Origin of the sequence: Pseudomonas frederiksbergensis (assembly GCF_003732705.1) — a bacterium.
In the GTDB taxonomy this organism is placed as follows: Bacteria; Pseudomonadota; Gammaproteobacteria; order Pseudomonadales; family Pseudomonadaceae; genus Aquipseudomonas; species Aquipseudomonas frederiksbergensis_F.
In genome coordinates this window covers 249,831-269,079 of sequence record NZ_MOBR01000040.1, presented here as the reverse complement: position 1 = coordinate 269,079, position 19,249 = coordinate 249,831, and the positions used below count along the sequence as shown (strand labels likewise).

Annotated in this window: 20 protein-coding genes; 2 read left to right on the top strand and 18 right to left on the bottom strand. The window is 59.2% G+C overall.

The genetic code is table 11. From position 1 onward, the window contains the following. Positions 1 to 153: 153 nt before the first annotated feature. From BK667_RS26510 to ccoG, 5 genes are all read right to left on the bottom strand, one after another. Positions 154 to 837 (bottom strand): sulfite exporter TauE/SafE family protein, encoded by a 684-nt coding sequence (locus tag BK667_RS26510; RefSeq protein WP_123599369.1) that lies wholly within the window; start codon positions 835 to 837, stop codon positions 154 to 156. After that, a complete protein-coding gene (ccoS, locus tag BK667_RS26505) occupies positions 830 to 1,048 on the bottom strand; it encodes a cbb3-type cytochrome oxidase assembly protein CcoS (protein WP_123512196.1) in 219 nt (72 codons plus the stop codon). Before ccoS ends, BK667_RS26510 begins: the two co-directional genes overlap by 8 nt. 23 nt (positions 1,049 to 1,071) lie before the next feature. Continuing rightward, the gene (locus BK667_RS26500) at positions 1,072 to 3,522 is read right to left on the bottom strand and encodes a heavy metal translocating P-type ATPase (protein ID WP_123599368.1); all 2,451 of its coding nucleotides are present in this window, start codon (positions 3,520 to 3,522) and stop codon (positions 1,072 to 1,074) included. A 146-nt stretch (positions 3,523 to 3,668) separates the two neighbouring features. Then, complete coding sequence (locus tag BK667_RS26495; RefSeq protein WP_123403332.1) at positions 3,669 to 4,208, bottom strand: FixH family protein; 540 nt, start codon at positions 4,206 to 4,208, stop codon at positions 3,669 to 3,671. A gap of 11 nt (positions 4,209 to 4,219) precedes the next feature. Next, positions 4,220 to 5,635, bottom strand: a complete 1,416-nt coding sequence (gene ccoG, locus BK667_RS26490) for a cytochrome c oxidase accessory protein CcoG (protein WP_123599367.1) — start codon at positions 5,633 to 5,635, stop codon at positions 4,220 to 4,222. Positions 5,636 to 6,357: 722 nt separating this feature from the next. On the opposite strand from ccoG, the gene BK667_RS26485 reads away from it, so the two are divergent. Further along, positions 6,358 to 7,374: a metallophosphoesterase family protein gene (locus tag BK667_RS26485; RefSeq protein WP_123599366.1), complete on the top strand. Its 1,017-nt coding sequence runs from the start codon at positions 6,358 to 6,360 to the stop codon at positions 7,372 to 7,374. A gap of 145 nt (positions 7,375 to 7,519) precedes the next feature. Here BK667_RS26485 and BK667_RS26480 read toward each other — a convergent pair whose 3' ends face one another. The 10 genes from BK667_RS26480 to ccoN (BK667_RS26435) all read right to left on the bottom strand — a co-directional run bounded on the left by BK667_RS26480 (position 7,520) and on the right by ccoN (BK667_RS26435) (position 15,317). Further along, positions 7,520 to 7,930, bottom strand: a complete 411-nt coding sequence (locus BK667_RS26480; protein WP_123599365.1) for a type II toxin-antitoxin system VapC family toxin — start codon at positions 7,928 to 7,930, stop codon at positions 7,520 to 7,522. Continuing rightward, positions 7,930 to 8,184: a type II toxin-antitoxin system Phd/YefM family antitoxin gene (locus BK667_RS26475; RefSeq protein WP_185058284.1), complete on the bottom strand. Its 255-nt coding sequence runs from the start codon at positions 8,182 to 8,184 to the stop codon at positions 7,930 to 7,932. The genes BK667_RS26480 and BK667_RS26475 overlap by 1 nt, the downstream gene beginning before the upstream one ends. 174 nt (positions 8,185 to 8,358) lie before the next feature. Further along, complete coding sequence (gene ccoP / locus BK667_RS26470) at positions 8,359 to 9,342, bottom strand: cytochrome-c oxidase, cbb3-type subunit III (RefSeq protein WP_123599364.1); 984 nt, start codon at positions 9,340 to 9,342, stop codon at positions 8,359 to 8,361. After that, positions 9,339 to 9,524 carry a CcoQ/FixQ family Cbb3-type cytochrome c oxidase assembly chaperone gene (locus BK667_RS26465; protein WP_003175465.1) on the bottom strand — a complete coding sequence of 62 codons (186 nt, stop codon included), beginning with the start codon at positions 9,522 to 9,524 and terminating at the stop codon, positions 9,339 to 9,341. The genes ccoP (BK667_RS26470) and BK667_RS26465 overlap by 4 nt, the downstream gene beginning before the upstream one ends. 5 nt (positions 9,525 to 9,529) lie before the next feature. After that, positions 9,530 to 10,138 (bottom strand): cytochrome-c oxidase, cbb3-type subunit II, encoded by a 609-nt coding sequence (ccoO, locus tag BK667_RS26460; protein WP_054054085.1) that lies wholly within the window; start codon positions 10,136 to 10,138, stop codon positions 9,530 to 9,532. Then, positions 10,138 to 11,580: a cytochrome-c oxidase, cbb3-type subunit I gene (gene ccoN, locus BK667_RS26455; RefSeq protein ID WP_123403345.1), complete on the bottom strand. Its 1,443-nt coding sequence runs from the start codon at positions 11,578 to 11,580 to the stop codon at positions 10,138 to 10,140. The genes ccoO (BK667_RS26460) and ccoN (BK667_RS26455) overlap by 1 nt, the downstream gene beginning before the upstream one ends. A 536-nt stretch (positions 11,581 to 12,116) precedes the next feature. Next, positions 12,117 to 13,073 (bottom strand): cytochrome-c oxidase, cbb3-type subunit III, encoded by a 957-nt coding sequence (gene ccoP, locus BK667_RS26450; protein WP_123512212.1) that lies wholly within the window; start codon positions 13,071 to 13,073, stop codon positions 12,117 to 12,119. Continuing rightward, the gene (locus tag BK667_RS26445) at positions 13,070 to 13,270 is read right to left on the bottom strand and encodes a cbb3-type cytochrome oxidase subunit 3 (RefSeq protein WP_123599363.1); all 201 of its coding nucleotides are present in this window, start codon (positions 13,268 to 13,270) and stop codon (positions 13,070 to 13,072) included. Before BK667_RS26445 ends, ccoP (BK667_RS26450) begins: the two co-directional genes overlap by 4 nt. A 3-nt stretch (positions 13,271 to 13,273) precedes the next feature. Further along, positions 13,274 to 13,882: a cytochrome-c oxidase, cbb3-type subunit II gene (gene ccoO, locus BK667_RS26440; protein WP_123512214.1), complete on the bottom strand. Its 609-nt coding sequence runs from the start codon at positions 13,880 to 13,882 to the stop codon at positions 13,274 to 13,276. 10 nt (positions 13,883 to 13,892) lie between these two features. Beyond that, positions 13,893 to 15,317, bottom strand: coding sequence for a cytochrome-c oxidase, cbb3-type subunit I (ccoN, locus tag BK667_RS26435; RefSeq protein WP_123599362.1), 1,425 nt, complete (start codon positions 15,315 to 15,317; stop codon positions 13,893 to 13,895). A gap of 111 nt (positions 15,318 to 15,428) precedes the next feature. Here ccoN (BK667_RS26435) and BK667_RS26430 point away from each other — a divergent pair, with 111 nt between their 5' ends. Beyond that, complete coding sequence (locus BK667_RS26430; protein WP_123599361.1) at positions 15,429 to 16,106, top strand: alpha/beta family hydrolase; 678 nt, start codon at positions 15,429 to 15,431, stop codon at positions 16,104 to 16,106. A gap of 170 nt (positions 16,107 to 16,276) precedes the next feature. Here BK667_RS26430 and BK667_RS26420 read toward each other — a convergent pair whose 3' ends face one another. The 3 genes from BK667_RS26420 to BK667_RS26410 all read right to left on the bottom strand — a co-directional run bounded on the left by BK667_RS26420 (position 16,277) and on the right by BK667_RS26410 (position 19,191). Beyond that, on the bottom strand, positions 16,277 to 16,744 hold the full coding sequence (locus tag BK667_RS26420; RefSeq protein ID WP_123599360.1) for a hypothetical protein: 468 nt from the start codon (positions 16,742 to 16,744) through the stop codon (positions 16,277 to 16,279). Positions 16,745 to 16,959: 215 nt separating this feature from the next. After that, positions 16,960 to 17,412, bottom strand: a complete 453-nt coding sequence (locus BK667_RS26415; RefSeq protein ID WP_123599359.1) for a hypothetical protein — start codon at positions 17,410 to 17,412, stop codon at positions 16,960 to 16,962. A 213-nt stretch (positions 17,413 to 17,625) separates the two neighbouring features. After that, positions 17,626 to 19,191 carry a methyl-accepting chemotaxis protein Aer gene (locus BK667_RS26410; RefSeq protein ID WP_123512223.1) on the bottom strand — a complete coding sequence of 522 codons (1,566 nt, stop codon included), beginning with the start codon at positions 19,189 to 19,191 and terminating at the stop codon, positions 17,626 to 17,628. Between the last annotated feature and the right edge of the window lie 58 nt (positions 19,192 to 19,249).

Genomic DNA, 19,249 nt, shown 5'->3' with positions numbered 1-19,249 from the left:
ATGGGGTGCGGCGTTGGGGCATCTTGATTTGCATCAACGGACGATCTGTGTGGCCAATGCGGGCCTCTTCGCGGGCAAGTCGAATCGTCGCACCGCTCGCTCCTACGGACTCCTGTAGGAGCAAGGCTTGCCCGCGAAGGCCGCGCCGCCGATCTAATGTCCCATGAGCCAATGCTGATGCGGCCCAGGCAACGTCCAGATCCCGAACAAAATCACCAGCAACCCGCCACTCATCCGCACACTGCGCTTGCGCAATAGCGCCGTAACCCGCTCGGCCGCCAGTCCTGTGGCCAATAAAACCGGCCACGTCCCTAGGCCGAACGCCAACATCAACAACGCACTGTCCAGCGCATTCCCTTGGCTCGCCGCCCACAGCAACGTGCTGTAAACCAGCCCGCACGGCAGCCAGCCCCAGAGTGCGCCCAGCAGCAGGGCGCGGGGCAGGCTCGACACTGGCAGCAGTTTGTTGGCAACCGGCTGAATATGCCGCCACAGGCCGCGACCGAGGCTTTCGATGCGGGTCAGGCCGCTCCACCAACCGGCCAGGTACAGGCCCATGCTGATCAACAGCAGCCCGGCGATGATGCGCATGAACATCGCCGCCGGGCTGTTGGCCACTGCCCAGCCGGCCAGGCCGATCAGCAGGCCCGCCGTGGCGTAGCTGAGAATTCGGCCCAGGTTGTAGGCCAGCAATAATCTGAAGCGACGACTGCGTTGTTCCTTGGGAATCGCCAGGGTCAGCGCGCCCATCAAGCCGCCGCACATGCCCAGGCAATGGCCGCCACCGAGCAGGCCGAGAATTACCGCTGATACCAGCAGGGGCGCCAGCTCAAGCATGGGGTGGCGCCTTGTCGTCAGGTTTGGCGGGATGACCGCTGGCTTCATCGACCGCTGCGGTGTGGTTCGGGTCCTGGTCGTCGAACAGAATGCTGTGGGCCGGGCCGTCGAGGTCGTCGTACTGACCACTGTCGACCGCCCAGAAGAAGATGTAGACGGCGATGGCCACGATCAGCAGCGCTGCCGGGATCATTATGTAAAGAGCTGGCATCGGTAACTCCGTGCCCGCGCGGCTCAAGCCGGCAGCGGGCGGGTTTCTGGCGTGGCGCTGGCCTTGGGCGTGCTCGGCATGCGAGTCAGGCGCAAGGCGTTCAGCACCACGGTCAACGAACTGATCGACATGCCGACCGCGGCCCACACCGGAGTGATCCAGCCGAGGGCGGCGAACGGCAACATGAGGCCATTGTACAGCCCGGCCCACAGCAGGTTCTCGATGATTACCCGGCGGGTGCGCCGCGCCAGGCTGAAGGCTTGGACCAGGGCGTCGAGGCGGTTGGACAGCAGCACGGCGTCGGCGCTGGTTTTCGCCAGATCGGTGGCTGAACCCATGGCCACGCTGATGTCGGCCGCGGCCAGCACCGGCACATCGTTGACCCCGTCACCGAGCATCAACACCTTGCGACCTTCCTTGTGCAGCTGTTGCAGCACTTGCAACTTGTCATCGGGACGCAAGCCGCCACGGGCCTCGTCGATGCCCAGTTCGGCGGCGACGCTGGCGACCATCGGCGAGCTGTCGCCGGACAGCAACAACGTGCGCCAGCCGCGCGCCTTGCACGCAGCGAGCAGTGCCGGGGCGTCGGCGCGCAAGCGGTCGTCGAGGACAAACCACGCCAGCGGTCCTGTTTGATCGCCAAGCAGCAGCCACTGTCCGGCTTCGTCCGGCATCAGCGGTACGACAGCGCCACTGAGTTCGCAGACAAAACCCGGTTGGCCGATACGCAGCCGTTGCTCTCCGACCAGACCTTCAAGACCGAGCCCTGGCGTACTGAGGACTTCTTCGGCGGCCAATGGCGCACGGCCAAAGGCTCGGGCGATCGGGTGTTCGGAACGGTTTTCCAGGGCGGCCGCGAGCCCCAGGCATTCATCGCTGCCGAGGGCCCCGAGGAGGCGAATCGAACGCAGGGCCAGACGACCTTCCGTCAGCGTGCCAGTCTTGTCGAAAATCACGGTGTCGATCTGGTTCAGGCCTTCCAGAACATGGCCGCGGGTCAGCAGCAAGCCCAATTTATGCAGCGTGCCGGTGGCGGCGGTCAGGGCTGTCGGCGTGGCGAGGGACAAGGCGCACGGGCAGGTCGCCACGAGCATCGCCAGTACAATCCAGAACGCCCGCGATGAATCCAGTTCCCACCACAGCAAACCGATGGCGGCGGCTGCGATCAGCGACAGCAACAAGAACCATTGGGCAGCGCGGTCGGCGATTTCCGCCAGGCGCGGTTTTTCGGCTTGAGCGCGGTCCAGCAGGCGGACGATGGCGGACAGTCGGGTGTCGTGACCCAGCGCCAGCACTTCCACGGTCAACGCACCTTCGACATTCAACGTGCCGGCAGTCACCGCGTCACCCAGGGTGCGCGGTTGCGGCAGGTATTCGCCGGTGAGCAGGGACTCGTCGATGCTCGACTGGCCGTCGAGGATCTTGCCATCGGCCGGGAGGATCGCGCCGGGGTGCACCAGCACCTGATCGCCGACGCGCAATTCGCTGAGCAGGATGCGCTCGCTCTGGCCATCGGCACTCAGGCGCAGACAGGAGGCGGGCAGCAGGTTGACCAGTTGCGCGGTGGCGGCGGCGGTGCGTTCCCGGGCGCGACGTTCCAGGTAGCGCCCGGCCAGCAGGAACAGCGCGAACATGCCGACGGCATCGAAATACAACTCGCCGATGCCGGTGATCGACGTCCAGATCCCGGCGAGATAAGCGCTGCCGATCGCCAGCGACACCGAAACGTCCATGGTCAGGTGCCGAGTGCGCAGATCGCGCATGGCGCCCTTGAAGAATGGCGCGCAGCTGTAGAAGACGATGGGCGTGGTCAGGAACAGCGCGACCCAGCGCAGGATGGTGTGCAGTTCAGGGCTTAAGTCGATGTTGAATTCTGGCCAGGTGGCCATGGTCGCCATCATCGCCTGGAACCACAGCAATCCCGCGACGCCGAGTTGGCGCAGGGCCAGGCGATTTTCGCTGGCCAGTTGTTCGCTGGCGCGGTCGGCTTGATAAGGGTGGGCGACGTAACCGATATGGCGTAATTCGCCGAGCACCTGGCTCAGCGGCAGTTGCGCGTCGGCCCAGCGCACGTGCAGACGATGGTTGGACAGGTTCAGCCGCGCCTCGACCACCGCCGGCAAGCCGCGCAGGTGTTTTTCGATCAGCCAGCCGCAGGCGGCGCAGCTGATGCCTTCCATTAACAGCGTGGTTTCAGCGAGTTCGCCTTCGTGGCGGACGAAGGGTTTCTGGACGTCGGCGCGGTCATACAACGCCAGTTCGTCCACCAATTGCACTGGCAGGGTTTCGGGGTTGGACGAGGCTTCGCTGCGATGCTGGTAATAACTTTCCAACCCCCCGGCCACGATGGCTTCGGCCACGGCCTGGCAACCCGGGCAGCAGAGTTCGCGGGTTTCACCGAGGACAACGGCGGTGAAGCGGCTGCCGGCCGGGACGGGCAGGGCGCAGTGGTAGCAAGGGGTTGGGGTGGTCATGGGGTTTTCACAGGGTGTTGTCCGATGATCGTTCCCACGCTCTGCGTGGGAATGCCTCCCCGGACGCTCCGCGTCCGCTTTGGCTGGGACGCGGAGCGTCCCTGGCTGCGTTCCCACGCAGAGCGTGGGAACGATCACAGTGAGATTTACTTCTTCAGGTCTTCAGCACCCTGCAACGGCTCATCACCCAGCAGCAAGTCCTTGTCATGGCTGACCTGTTCTTCTTCGAACATGCGCCAGGTCTTGTCGTCCTGTACGCCCAGCAATTCGACAAAACGGCGGCCTTCGACCTTGTCGCTCATCTGGCCGATGTAGCGGCCCTGTTCGGTTTCGCTACGGGTCAGGGTGATCTTGCGATCCTTCTCCGGTTGGGTCGGCGAGATCAGGTTCAGCTCGACGGTCTTGGGCTGGCTGTTGCCGCTCAGGCGCAGGTCGACTTCACCGGTCAGCTCATCCAGATGCACGTTGGCGCGCAGTTGCAGGGTCTGGGCCAGCAACTCACGGTCCAGGGAGCGGTTGATGCCTTTGCCGGCCTCGTAGTAGTTATCGTTGACCAGGTTGTCCGGGTTGTTGACCGCGATGGTCACCATGGACAGGGTCAGGGTCACCGAGCAGGCGAGGATCCCGATGATGATCCACGGCCAAAGATGCTTGTACCAAGGGCTTGCGGCAGTTGCTGCGGGCATGATCACTTCTCTCAACGAATTTGTGGGCCGATGAATCGGCTCTTGGCTTCAACGTGGACGCTGTCGTCATCGGCATCCTTGAGGGTGAATTTCACCTCATTGGTGCTCGATGGCAATTGCTCCGGCGCGCTGGACAGCTCCACCGGCTGGCTGAAAATTTCCCCGGCGGCGACTTTGATTTCACGCTTGCCTTGCAGCTTGAGGTCCGGCAACCCACTGGCTTCGAGCAGGTACGTGTGGTCGCGCTGGTCTTTGTTCATGATCTTCAGGCTGTAGACGTTTTCGATCCGGCCTTCGGCGTTCTCGCGGTACAGCACGCGGTCCTTGCTGACATCGAACCCCACCAGCGAACGCATGAAGAACGCGGTGACCAGCAAGCCGATCATGGTCAGTAGCACCAGCGCATAACCAATCAGGCGCGGGCGCAGTTTATGGGTTTTCTGTCCGGACAGGTTGTGCTCGGTGGTGTAGCTGATCAGCCCGCGGGGGTAGTCCATCTTGTCCATGATGCTGTCGCAGGCATCGATGCACGCAGCGCAGCCGATGCACTCGATTTGCAGGCCGTCGCGGATGTCGATCCCGGTCGGGCAGACCTGGACGCACATGGTGCAGTCGATGCAATCGCCCAGGCCCTGAGCCTTGTAGTCCACGCCTTTCTTGCGCGGACCACGGGACTCGCCACGCCGCGGGTCGTAGGACACGATCAGGGTGTCCTTGTCGAACATCACGCTCTGGAAGCGCGCATACGGGCACATGTAGATGCACACCTGCTCGCGTAACCAGCCGGCATTGCCGTAGGTGGCGAGGGTGAAGAAACCGACCCAGAAGTACGACCAGCCATCGGCCTCACCGGTGAAGAAGTCGATGGTCAGCTCGCGGATCGGCGAGAAGTAACCGACAAAGGTCATGCCGGTGACGAAGCCGATCAACAGCCACAGGCTGTGTTTGCTGAGCTTGCGCAGGAATTTGTTAGCGCTCATCGGCGTCTTGTCGAGCTTGATGCGTTGGTTGCGATCGCCTTCGGTGACTTTTTCGCACCACATGAAGATCCAGGTCCAGACACTCTGCGGGCAGGTATAGCCGCACCAGACTCGCCCGGCGTACACGGTGATGAAGAACAGTCCGAAGGCGCTGATGATCAGCAGGCCCGAGAGCAGGATGAAATCCTGGGGCCAGAAGGTCGCGCCGAAGATGAAGAATTTACGTTCAGGCAGGTTCCACCAGACGGCCTGATGGCCACCCCAGTTCAGCCACACCGTGCCGAAGTACAGCAGGAACAACGCAGCGCCGCCCATCATCCGCAGGTTGCGGAACAGGCCGGTGAAAGCGCGGGTGTAGATCTTTTCTCGAGAGGCGTAGAGGTCGACGCTATTGTTCGCGTTCTTGGCAGGCGGGGTAACGTCGTGTACCGGAATCTGATTGCTCATCATTGCATCCCACGGCAGTGGAAAAATGCCTCGGTCAGTACATGCCGACCGCGGTCAAAAAGAGGTGTTGCAGTGGCGCAATGATACGCCTGTCGCTCTAGCTCAAGGGTGCGACCTTTGGTCGCGTTGGGAGAAAAGCGAAGATGGTGTAGCAGATGTAACAAATCGTGATCCAGATCAATTGACTATAGACGATCCGCTATTTGCTTCGAGGGCTGCGCGTTGGCGCGGCCCTGTGTCAGGGAGCGGTCAAGTCCTGGGGAGACGACCGCCACCCAAGCCGTCCAGTCCGCCTGACCCGTTTCCAGGGGCCAACGCCAAGATGATTTCAGAGGGTTGGAGACTGTTTTCAAAATGGGACATGTCATTTCTTCCTTGGTGATGACCTGAGAATGCATTTCGCTGTTCTTGAACGCCTCACTTTGGAAGGTGGGCTTTCAAGTGGTGAAAAACCTACAGGCCGCAAGGCATTCGGTCGATTAAAAGTCAGTCTCAAATTGTGACGGTCACGCATGGGGCAGGCTATCGACGCCGTAGCTGCATGCACACCACACGGTTTAATAGTATGTGTTTAGGGTGTTGGCTGGATTGCCGGGACATATCTTTTATAACTATAGAATCTGCGGTTGTTTGTTTTTGATTGAACGTTGGCATAACGTTGTCCTGGGCACCAATAAAAGTGTTCTGTTGTTTGTCATTATTAAAAACGGAAATGGATTTCTATGAGTGTATTTGTAAAGGCTGGCTCGTTATTGGGTCTGGTGTTGTTTTTCAATGTGCCTGTTTATGCTGAACAACTTGATTATTCACCCCGGCACCTGGTATTTGCTTCCGATCCACAATACCCCTGGACCGAACGAACGGACAGTGGCGAGGCCCAGACCGATGGCGAGCGCGATGCACGCTCCAAATGGCTGATCGAAACCCAGTATTCGGATATCGCCAGTTTCAGGACGTTTTATGGCGGTGCTTCGAAAGTCCCGGTGATGATTAACGGTGACATGACGGCCTTCGGGCATGGCTGGCAAAGATCAACGGTTAAACCGATTCTGGATAAACACTTGGGTGGTTATTTTGACTACGGCCTGGGTAATCATGATTATGAAAATAATGTGGATGATTGTTTTTTGAATAATTGTGCGGCCGGCAGTGTTGTGGATTTTCAGAGTCATTACTTAGGCAAGTTGGACTCGCTTGATATGAAGGCGAGTAGCGAAGGTTCTATCGCCAAGTCCGTTATCGGCAGTCTGGCGTACTCCAGGGTTTTCGGGGACGTCCATTTCGTGCAGTTACATAACGAACCCACCTATTCGACGGTGTTCACCGCTTGGAATTGGGGCATACCGACTGTCTATCAAATCAGGGACTCCCTCGACTGGCTGGAGCAGGATCTGAAAGTGGCCCGGGAAAAAGGCCGGATCATCCTGCTCAATATGCACAAGCCGGATGAGTGGAAGGGCAGCCCCGAACAGGTTGAGCGGTTCAGGTTGATGATTCAGAAGTACCAGGTGAGCGCTGTGTTTGCCGGGCACTATCACCGGGATGCCGGCACTTGGTGGGGCTATGACCAGCGTACTTTCTTTGGTGACGTGCCGGTCTTTTTGAGCGGTGGGGCTTCGCAGCAGACTTACCTGACGGCCAGCTTTTCCGAGGATCGCAAAAGCCTGACGGTGAGCATGGTCAAGGAAAATAAATGGCCTAAACAGACCGAGGTGAAGACAATCCCGGTTCGCCGCTAGGAGTGTTGCGCCAATAAAAAAGACCCCGTCAGATGACGGGGCCTTTTCGTATTGTGGTCAAGCGTTTGCCTTACTGAGCATCCGCCGCCGGAGCCTTCTCACTGTGAGACAGGCTGTAGACGTAAGCGGCCAGACTGCCACGAATTCATTCAACCCATGGATTGATCAATGCGACACCACTGGATTGAAAATCACCGATGTTTCGGGTGACCACCGTCAGGCCATGAACCAGAGCAGTCGCAGCGATCAAAGCGTCGCTTTCGTTGACTTGATCCGGAACATGCAAGCTGGCACAACGTAATGCCACGGCGGCATCGACAGGCAGGATCCTGGCATCAAAAGCTGGTATGACGTGGCGCTTCAACCAAGTGCGTAACACCTTTCCCTGAGCAGGATCACGGTGTTCCATACGAAGAACCCCTGTCTCCAGTTCTTTCAAGGTAATAGCCGAAATAAAAAGGCGTGGCGCAATGACGCTTTTGGCCCAGGCGACAACGTTCGCATCAGCCTGGGGTTTACGCAGTTCAGAAATTACATTGGTGTCGAGTAGAAACATCAAGACAGGTCCACAGGTCGATGAGTGATCACGGCACGCTCGGTTTCGAAGTCAATGTCTGCCGCTTCTGGCATGACGAGGAGGTCGACGATGTTGGCGTTGCTGCCGGTCAGTTTTTGATACTCCTCAATACTTAGCAGTACGTGAGCCGGCCTGCCACGGTCGGTAATGATAACCGGGCCCTGACGTGTGGCTTTTTTGGCACTGCTTGTGTCCTGGTTGAATTCACGGCTGGAAATCGTGGTGATAGCCATCATGGCAGCCCCTCTTTAAAGTGCTTTGTAGAAACGTTACTACTCTATGGTCGCTCTCGCAACCCGAGAGGGGAGAGCGGCACCACCACTGGTCGCCATAGTCACGGGCCTACAAAAAAAAGGCCCCGCCAATTTATATTGGCGGGGCCGTTTTTATTGCATCAAGCGTTTGCCTTACTGAGCATCCGCCGCCGGAGCCTTCTCTCCGTGAGACAGGCTGTAGACGTAAGCGGCCAGCAGGTGAACCTTGTCGTTGCCTTGCAGCTGTTCTTGCGCAGGCATCTGGCCCTGACGGCCGTAACGGATGGTCTGCTGCAGTTGCGCGAAGCTCGAACCGTAGATGAACGCGGCCGGGTGGGTCAGGTTAGGCGCGCCCATTGCCGGGGTGCCTTTGCCTTCCGGGCCGTGACATACGGCGCAGTTGGCGGCGAACAGTTTCTGCCCGGCAACCGGGTCGGCCTTGGTGCCTTCCGGCAGCTTGCGGCCATCGAGGTTGGTCAGCACGAACGAGGCAACGTCCGCAACGCCTTGCTCGCCGATCACTTCCGCCCACGCTGGCATGACCGCATGACGGCCGCCCATGATGGTGGTCTTGATGGTTTCCGGCTCGCCGCCCCAGCGCCAGTCGGCGTCGGTCAGGTTGGGGAAGCCATAAGCGCCCTTGGCGTCGGAACCGTGGCAAACCGAGCAGTTGGAGGCGAACAAACGGCCACCCATCTTCAGGGCCTGTGGGTCCTTGGCGACTTCTTCGATCGGCATGGAAGCGAACTTGGCGAAGATCGGGCCGAACTTGGCGTCCGACTTGGCCATTTCCTTTTCCCACTCGTGGACGCCGGTCCAGCCGGTCTGGCCGTTGGCGAACGCGGTCTGCTTGTCGTTATCGAGGTAGTTGTAACCCGGCAGCAGGCCTTTCCAGTTACCCAGGCCTGGATACAGCACCAGGTAGCCCAGGGCGAAGATGATGGTGCCCACAAACAGCATGAACCACCATTTAGGCAGTGGGTTGTCGTACTCCTCGATCCCGTCGAAGGAGTGGCCAACAGTCTCTTCGGTGGCTTCGCTGCGCTGGCCCTTGCGGGTGGACAGCAGCAGCCAGGTCAGGGCGAAGATAGTACCCAGACTGAGGACTGTGACGTACAGACTCCAGAACGTAGTCATTCTTTGTTACTCCTAGAAGCTTGCTCGACGTGCTTGATGGCTTCGGGATCATCCGCGAAAGGCAGCAAGGTCGCGTCTTCAAACTCCGACTTGCGCTTGGGGCTGAACACCCACAACGCCAGACCGATGAAGGCCACCATCACAACAACGGTGCCCAGGCCACGAATCATCCCGATATCCATCTAAATCACCGTTTGCTTTTGATGATGGTGCCCAGGCCTTGCAGATAGGCCACCAGCGCGTCCATTTCGGTTTTGCCCTTCACAGCATCCTTGGCGCCGGCGATGTCTTCGTCGGTGTAAGGGACGCCGAGCGTGCGCAAGACTTCCAGTTTCTTGGCGGTGTCTTTGCCGTCGAGCTTGTTTTCCACGAGGAACGGGTAGGCCGGCATTTTCGACTCAGGCACTACGTTGCGCGGGTTGTACAAATGCGCACGCTGCCAGTCATCGGAGTAACGACCGCCGACGCGGGCCAGGTCCGGACCGGTACGCTTGGAACCCCACAGGAACGGGTGGTCCCAGACGCTTTCACCGGCGACCGAGTAGTGGCCGTAACGTTCGGTTTCAGCACGGAACGGGCGGATCATCTGCGAGTGGCAGCCGACACAACCGTTGGCGATGAACACGTCGCGTCCTTCGACTTCAAGCGCGGGGCGAGGCTTCATGCCTTCGACCGGCTTGTTGGTGACGTCCTGGAAAAACAGCGGAACGATCTGGGTCAGGCCGCCGATGCTGACGGCAATGACCATGAAGAAGGCCAGCAGGCCAATGTTCTTCTCGACTGCTTCATGCTTCATCAGTGAGCTCCAACTACAGCAATCTGAGCGGCGGCTTCGGCTTCAGCCGGGTTCGAGGCACGTACGGTACGCCATACGTTGTAGGCCATGAACAGCATGCCGCTGGCAAAGAACGCACCGCCCAGGGCGCGAACGATGTAGCCAGGGTGGCTGGCTTGCAGCGCTTCGACGAACGAGTAGGTGAGGGTGCCGTCGTCGTTGATTGCACGCCACATCAGACCCTGGGTAATGCCGTTGACCCACATCGAAGCGATGTACAGAACGGTACCGATGGTCGCGAGCCAGAAGTGCGTGTTGATCAGGCCGATGCTGTGCATCTGCACGCGACCGAACAGTTTCGGGATCATGTGGTAGATCGCGCCGATCGAGATCATCGCCACCCAGCCGAGCGCGCCGGCGTGTACGTGGCCGATGGTCCAGTCGGTGTAGTGCGAGAGCGAGTTGACGGTCTTGATCGCCATCATCGGGCCTTCGAAGGTCGACATGCCGTAGAACGCCAGCGACACCACGAGGAAGCGTAGGATCGGGTCGGTGCGCAGCTTATGCCAGGCGCCCGACAGGGTCATCATGCCGTTGATCATGCCGCCCCAGCTTGGCGCGAGCAGGATGATCGACATCGCCATGCCCAGGGACTGAGCCCAGTCCGGCAGTGCGGTGTAGTGCAAGTGGTGCGGACCGGCCCAGATGTACAGGGTGATCAGCGCCCAGAAGTGCACGATGGACAGGCGATAGGAGTAGATCGGACGCTCGGCCTGTTTCGGAACGAAGTAGTACATCATCCCCAGGAAGCCGGTGGTCAGGAAGAAACCCACCGCGTTGTGGCCGTACCACCACTGGATCATCGCGTCCGTCGCACCCGAGTAAGCCGAGTAGGACTTGAACAGGCTGACCGGCAGCGACATGTGGTTGACGATGTGCAACATCGCGGTCACGACGATGAACGCGCCGTAGAACCAGTTACCGACATAGATGTGCTTGGTTTTGCGCTTGACGATGGTGCCGAAGAACACCAGGCCGTAAACGACCCAGACGACAGCCAGCAGAATAGCCAGGGGCCATTCCAGTTCGGCGTATTCCTTGGTGGTGGTGTAACCCAGCGGCAAGGTAACGATGGCGCCGATGATCACCGCTTGCCAACCCCAGAAGTGGAAGGCCGCGAGGCTGTCGGAAATCAGTCGCGTTTGGCAGGTTCGCTGCACGACGTAATAAGAAGTGGCAAACAGTGCACAACCACCGAAGGCGAAAATCACCAGGTTGGTGTGCAACGGGCGTAAGCGTCCAAAAGTCGTCCACGGCAGACCGAAGTTCAATTCCGGCCATACGAGCTGTGAGGCGATGAAGACACCAAGCCCCATGCCAAGGATCCCCCAGACCACCGTCATGATGGCGAACTGGCGGACTACCTTATAGTTATAAGCAGTCGGACTGATTGCTGTGCTCATTCTAAGGTTCCACGGTTTGGGTGTTTTATTAGGATAAAAATCGGCCGCAAGTATGTAGAAAGCAGGGGGGTATTGCAACGCACCATGACCTGGGTCAATGCTTTCAGAAGCTGATTCTGCGGCCTTTCCATGCGCCGCGTAAGGACAAAATCGGCCCCGGACAAAATGTCGCAGCGGATGAAAAAGGCGAGGGGTTCAGGTCAGTTGTAACGGGGTATGTTCAAACGCAAGGTTCAGGTGACAGAAGGCAATTTGCACGACAGCCGGTATCTACCAGCCTTTGCGGCCTGTCATCGAGCAGATTCGTCGAACACATCGGCTAAGGTCGACCTGGAACCGGCTCGTTGCCAGTCCGCATCGAGCAAGCGTAGACCCGAAACCGGGGAACCGAAAGGGAGGCGGGGAGGGGGTGTGACAAAAAGAAGCAGCCATAAGCGTCAAGCTGCAAGCTTCAAGAGGGATCTCGTTGCTTGCAGCTTTTGCTTTTGCCTGTACTGCCGCTTGTAGCTTGAAACTTGTCGCTGGTTTTTATGCCTTTACTTGCCGCTCGTAGCTTGCAACTTGCCGCTCAACTGCTCCTCACCCTTCGAAAGGCTGAAAACGTAGGCGGCGAGCAGTTGCACCTTATCGTTGCCGAGCAGTTCGTTCTGCGCCGGCATATGGCCCTGGCGGCCATGACGAATGGTTTGTTGCAGTTGCGCCAGGCTTGAACCGTAGATAAATCCGGCCGGGTGCGTCAGGTTCGGCGCGCCCATGGCTTCAGTGCCGTGGCCATTTGCCCCATGACAGGCTACGCATGTCGTGCTGAACAGTTGCTGTCCGGCTTGCACATCGGCGTTGCTGTCGGCGGGCAGTGGCAGTCCGGCCAGTTCGTGACGTACATACGCGGCAACGTTTTTCACGCCCGCTTCACCGAGGATTTCGCCCCAGGCGGGCATCGCGGCCATGCGCCCGCCCATGATCGTGGTTTTGATCATGTCGGCATCGCCGCCCCAGCGCCAATCGCTGTCGGCCAGGTTGGGGAAGCCGAAGGCGCCCTTGGCATCCGAGCCGTGGCACACCGCGCAATTGGAGGCAAACAGGCGACCGCCCATTTTCAGCGCTTGCGGGTCCTTGGCGACTTCTTCCACCGGCATCGCGGCGAATTTGGCGAAGATCGGGCCGAATTTGGCGTCTGCCTTGTTCATCTCCTTTTCCCACTCGTGGACGCCGGTCCAGCCGTCCTCGTAGCCGGGCAGGATGCCTTTCCAGTTGCCCAGGCCCGGATAGAGGACCAGATAACCCACGGCAAACACCAACGTGCCGGCGAACAGCATGAACCACCACTGCGGCAGCGGGTTGTCGTACTCCTCGATGCCGTCGAAGCTGTGGCCCATGGTCTGGTCGACGCTGCCCTTGGTTTCGCCCTTGCGGGTGCCGATCAGCAGCCAGGTCAGGCCGATCAGGCTGCCGATGGTCAGCACGCAGATCCACGTACTCCAGAAGGTGGTCATGGCCGGGTACTCCTTGTTTCAGGTTCTTGGGTGGCGTCGTCGGGTAGTGGTTCATCGGCGAACGGCAGCATTCGCGCTTCGGCGAATTCCGGGCTGCGCTTGCCGTTGAACACCCACAACGCGAGGCCGACGAAGGCCACAAACACCACGACCGTGCCCAGGCCGCGGATCATTCCACTGCTCATATCAAAGAACATGGCTCACCTCTTGCTCTTGATGGCAGTGCCGAGCACTTGCAGGTAGGCGACGAGTGCGTCCATTTCGGTCTTGCCCTTGAGCGAGGCGACGGCACCGCTGATGTCGTCGTCGCTGTACGGCACGCCGAGGGTGCGCATGGCCTTGATCTTGGTTTCGGTGTGGCTGCTGTCGAGCTGATTGGCGACCAGCCATGGGTAGCCGGGCATTTTCGATTCCGGCACCACGTTGCGCGGGTTGTACAAGTGCGCGCGGTGCCAGTCTTCGGAGTAGCGACCGCCGACTCGCGCCAGGTCCGGCCCGGTACGTTTCGAGCCCCACAGGAACGGGTGATCCCAGACGCTTTCACCGGCCACCGAGTAGTGCCCGTAGCGTTCGGTTTCGGCGCGGAACGGCCGGATCATCTGCGAGTGGCAACCGACGCAGCCTTCGCGGATGTAAATGTCGCGACCTTCCAGTTGCAGCGCGGTGTAGGGCTTCATGCCTTCCACCGGTTTATTGGTCACGTCCTGGAAGAACAGCGGGACGATCTGGGTCAGACCGCCGATGCTCACGGCCAGGACCATCAGCAGCAACAGCAGGCCGACGTTTTTTTCGATGGTTTCGTGTTTCATGGCGGACTCCTCAGGCCATCTGCGCGGCAGCGGTGGCTTCGGCAGGCTGCGAGGCCCGCACGGTGCGCCAAGTGTTGTAGGCCATCAGCAACATGCCGCTGAAGAAGATCGCACCGCCCACCAACCGCACGACGAAGCCTGGGTGGCTGGCCACCAGGGTTTCGACGAAGGAGTAGGTCAGCGTGCCGTCTTCGTTGACAGCGCGCCACATGAGGCCCTGGGCGATGCCGTTGACCCACATCGACGCGATGTAGAGCACGGTGCCGATGGTCGCGAGCCAGAAGTGCGCGTTGATCAGGCCGATGCTGTGCATCTGTGGGCGACCGAAAATTTTCGGGATCATGTGGTACAGCGCGCCGATGGAAATCATCGCCACCCAGCCGAGCGCGCCGGCGTGAACATGGCCGATGGTCCAGTCGGTGTAGTGGGAGAGGGCGTTCACGGTTTTGATCGCCATCATCGGACCTTCGAAGGTCGACATGCCGTAGAACGCCAGGGACACCACGAGGAAGCGCAGGATCGGATCGCTGCGCAACTTATGCCAGGCACCCGAAAGCGTCATCATCCCGTTGATCATCCCGCCCCAGCTTGGCGCCAGCAGAATCAACGACATCACCATGCCCAACGACTGTGCCCAGTCCGGCAGCGCGGTGTAGTGCAAGTGATGCGGACCGGCCCAGATGTACAGGGTGATCAGGGCCCAGAAGTGCACGATCGACAAACGATACGAGTACACCGGACGTTCGGCCTGTTTCGGCACGAAGTAATACATCATCCCGAGGAAGCCCGCAGTCAGGAAGAAACCCACCGCGTTGTGGCCGTACCACCACTGCACCATGGCGTCAGTGGCGCCGCCGTACAGCGAGTAGGACTTGGTCCAACTGACCGGGATTTCCAGGTTGTTGACGATGTGCAGGATCGCCACGGTGACGATGAACGCGCCGAAAAACCAGTTACCGACGTAGATGTGCTTGGTCTTGCGCTTGGCCAGTGTGCCGAAGAACACGATGGCGTAGGCCACCCAGACGATGGTGATCAGGATGTCGATCGGCCATTCCAGTTCGGCGTATTCCTTGGAGCTGGTGTAACCCAGCGGCAGGCTGACGGCCGCCAGGACAATCACCAGTTGCCAGCCCCAGAAGCAGAACTGGGCGATTTTTGGTGCAAACAATTGGGTCTGGCAGGTGCGCTGCACCGAATAGAACGAACTGGCGAACAGGGCGCAACCGCCGAAAGCGAAGATCACCGCGTTGGTGTGCAACGGGCGCAAACGGCCGAAACTGGTCCACGGCAAATTGAAGTTGAGTTCGGGCCAGACCAATTGAGCCGCGAGAAAAACCCCGAGCCCCATGCCGACGATGCCCCACACCACCGTCATAATGGCGAATTGGCGGACCACCTTGTAGTTGTAGGCGGTACTGATAGAAGTGTTCATGGTTCCCCATCCACGGTTCAGCCGAAGTGAAGGCCTGTCTTTGCGAGTAAGCCGCAAAGCAATGACGCTTCCTTCGCCTGGAGTTATAGGCAGACTAAAAGCGAGGCAAGCATGAGCAAAGAGCACAAGGCCAGTATTGACGGGGATCAATGGGGGCGGTGCGTGGCGGAAAATGGCTGGCTGTGGAATGCGGCGTTGAAGCCGTCATCGACCACGCTGATCCTCGCCCACGGCGCCGGTGCGCCGATGGACAGCGGTTGGATGAGCGACATGGCTGCACGCCTTGTCGCACTGGGCGTCAACGTGTTGCGCTTCGAGTTTCCCTACATGGCGCAACGGCGCCTCGACGGCGGCAAACGCCCACCGAACCCGGCACCGAAACTGCTGGAATGCTGGCGTGAGGTGTATGCCCAGGTGCGACGCCATGTCACTGGGCACCTGGCCATTGGCGGCAAGTCCATGGGCGGGCGGATGGCCAGTTTGCTGGCGGATGAATTGGGCGCGGACGCGCTGGTGTGCCTGGGCTATCCGTTTTACGCAGTGGGCAAACCGGAGAAGCCGCGGGTCGAGCATTTGGCCGGGCTGAAGACCCGGACCTTGATTGTGCAGGGCGAGCGGGATGCGTTGGGCAATCGTGAGGCGGTCGAGGCGTATTCGTTATCGCCGAGTATGGAGGTGTTTTGGCTGGTGGCGGGGGATCATGATTTGAAACCGTTGAAGGCTTCGGGGTTTAGTCATGAGCAGCATTTGGCGGCTGCGGCGCAGAAGGTGGCAGCGTTTCTTCAGTGATGTCTTTGGCGTTGCAGCGGGCCTCTTCGCGGGCAAGCCTCGCTCCTACAGTATCGGCAGCGCAAAACCTGTAGGAGCAAGGCTTGCCCGCGATAGCGATCTGCCGGGCACCATCATTCTCGGATGCGCAATCAAACACCCTCAGCGAACCTGGCAACTGTCATCCACTTTTATTGATCGTCTCTTGTCATTTTGAACGTGCCGATCGGGCTGAGGCGATAAGTCTTGAACTTGGCATTAAAGTCACCCGTTACAGTGCCTTTGACAGGATCCATGACAATCGCCAATTCAGCATCATTTGGATCGACAGTCTGGAAGCCAGTGAACCCGGGAGGGGCGGGAATTGAATGGGTATGGGAGAAAAACAATCCTTGCCCATCCCCGAGCTTGTAAGTGCGTTCCAACCGATCGTCGCCCAGGTAAGGCACCATTAAGAGAAAACTGAAGAAGTTCTCTTCATCGCCAGAACCGGTAGAACCGCTGAAAACCCAACTTGCCTCACCGGTAGGTTCAAACAGGCTGCGGTAAAAGAAGCTGTTCTGCGCGTAGGTGGTTTTGCTGCCTAGGGTCCAGTTGAATTTGTTTGCCGGTGCCTGAATGCTGTTTGTTTTCGGGATAAAAATAGCGTGTGCGCTCATTGGAGAAATCCTTCTCATCACGGAGTTATCAATTATTGGCCGAGCGGTGCATCGGCGATCAATTAATAAGCCCGTGATTGAGGAGCGTCTACTGTCAACCTTGACAGCTAGACGCCGGATTAAAACTGTGGAAAGTACTTGTCGGCGGCAAGTAGCAAGTGAGCGTTAGCCTGCTCGCGAAAGCGGTCTGCCAGGCAAAAAACCGAGCGTAATTGCTATTCGGTTTTCAATTGGAACGCGCCTTCCGGCTTCAGGCCAACAGACTTGAAGTGGGCATTAAAGTCGCCTCGCACGGTTCTTTTGATCGGGTCGAGCCGGATCGTCAGTTCGGCATAATCGGCGTCGATCACCTCAATGACGCTGACCCCGTCAGGGCCAGGAAGCGAGTAGGTGTGGGTAACCCGCAGTCCTTGCCCGTCCCCGAGCTGGTAAGTGCGTTCCAGCACATCGTCACCCAGGGCGGGCACATTGAAATCCACGCTGAAGTAATTGTCTTGATCAGGCGAACCTGTAAGGCCGCTGAAAACCCAGCGACCCGGTACAGACTGCATTCGGCAGAAAAAGCTGTGCTGCGCGTGGATTCGGTTACCGCCCAGACTCCAGCAGAAGGTGTTCCCCGCTGCCTGAATACTGTTCTGTTTGGGGATGACAATCTCTCGTGGGGTCATTGCACAATCCTTTTCCTCGCAGGGGTATAAATCAACCGCCGAGCCGCGTGTCGGCGAGCCATTGATAGGGCCTCTGTTCAGAAACGTCTACTGTCAAACTTGACAGCTAGACGCTTTGTCAAAAACATGCTTTGTGCTTGTCGGCGATCAATCTCATGGGCCAAAAAAAAAACCGGAAGCGTTAGCTGTCCGGGTTTTGTCTTCCAGCAACAATCAGCGGTTAAACCGCTCCACCAACGAATACTGGGTATTCGCAGTCTTGGTCAGTTCTTCACTTAACAACGCCGAGTGTTGCGCCTGCTCCGAGGTCTGGTCCGCCAGTTGCGAGATGTTGCTGATGTTGCGGCTGATTTCTTCGGCCACCGAGCTTTGCTCTTCGGTCGCGGCTGCAATTTGCGTGGTCATGTCGGTGATGTGCGCCACCGCTTCGCTGATGCCGATCAGGGCCTGATCCGCTTCCAGCACCCGCGCCACACCTTCTTCAGCCTGGCGATGCCCGGCGTCCATGGTTTGTACCGCGGTGTTGGCGGTTTGTTGCAGCTTGGCGATCAGCGCATGGATCTGCCCGGTGGATTCGCTGGTGCGTTGCGCCAGTTGCCGTACTTCATCGGCGACAACCGCGAAACCACGGCCCATTTCACCGGCGCGAGCCGCTTCGATGGCGGCGTTGAGCGCCAGCAGGTTGGTCTGGTCAGCGATGCCTTTGATCACATCGACCACACCACCGATTTCGTCGCTGTCCTTGGCCAGTTGAGTCACAGTCTGGCCGGTTTCACCGACCACCACCGACAGGCGTTGAATCGCTTCACGGGTTTCCCCGGCGATATCGCGGCCGCGACTGGTCAGGCGATTGGCTTCCTGGGTGGCGTCCGCCGTGCGTTGCACGTGGCTGGCGACTTCCTGGGTGGTAGCGGCCATCTGGTTGACGGCGGTGGCCACTTGTTCGGTTTCGACCCGTTGACGTTCCAGGCCGTTGGAGCTTTTGTGCGCCAGGGTGTCGGACTGCTTCGCTTGTTCGGTCAGATGCTCGGCAGTGTCCTGCAGGCGGGTCAGGCAGGTTTTCAGGCGTGCTTCCTGACTGAGGATCGACATCTCCAAACGCGCCTGGGCGCCACGGCTGTCGGTGTACATCTGGGCGATCAGCGGATCGGAAGTGGTTTGCCCGGCCAGGACCAGCAGGCGTTTGAGACCGCGCTGTTGCCAGCTCAAACCCATCAGGCCCAGCGGCACCGATAGGCCGGCAGCCAAGGCAAAACCCCAGTGGGAGTTCAGCGAGGCACCGATCATGAAGCTGACCTGGCTGATCAGAATAAACGGCACCCAGTCCTGCAGGACCGGCAGCCATTTATCGCTCGAAGGAATCGCCGACTTGCCCTGGTTGATGCGTTGGTAGAGCGCTTCGGCACGGCGGATCTGTTCGGCGGTGGGTTTGATCCGCACCGACTCGTAACCGACCACCTGATTGCCTTCGAAAACCGGTGTGACGTAGGCATTAACCCAGTAGTGATCACCGGTCTTGCAGCGATTCTTGACAATGCCCATCCATGGCAAGCCTTGTTTCAAAGTACCCCACATATGCGCGAAAACCGCCGCCGGAACGTCAGGGTGACGGACCAGGTTGTGCGGCGCACGGATCAGCTCTTCACGGGAAAACCCACTGATTTCGACGAAGGCGTCGTTGCAGTAAGTGATCACGCCTTTGGCGTCGGTCGTGGAAATCAACCGTTGCTGAGCCGGGAAGGTCCGTTCGCGTTGTGTAATGGGTTGGTTGTTGCGCATGGCTATTTCAATCCGTGAGGCTTTGAGAGGTTGTCGGCGTGGTCAGGGAATTGTTGAA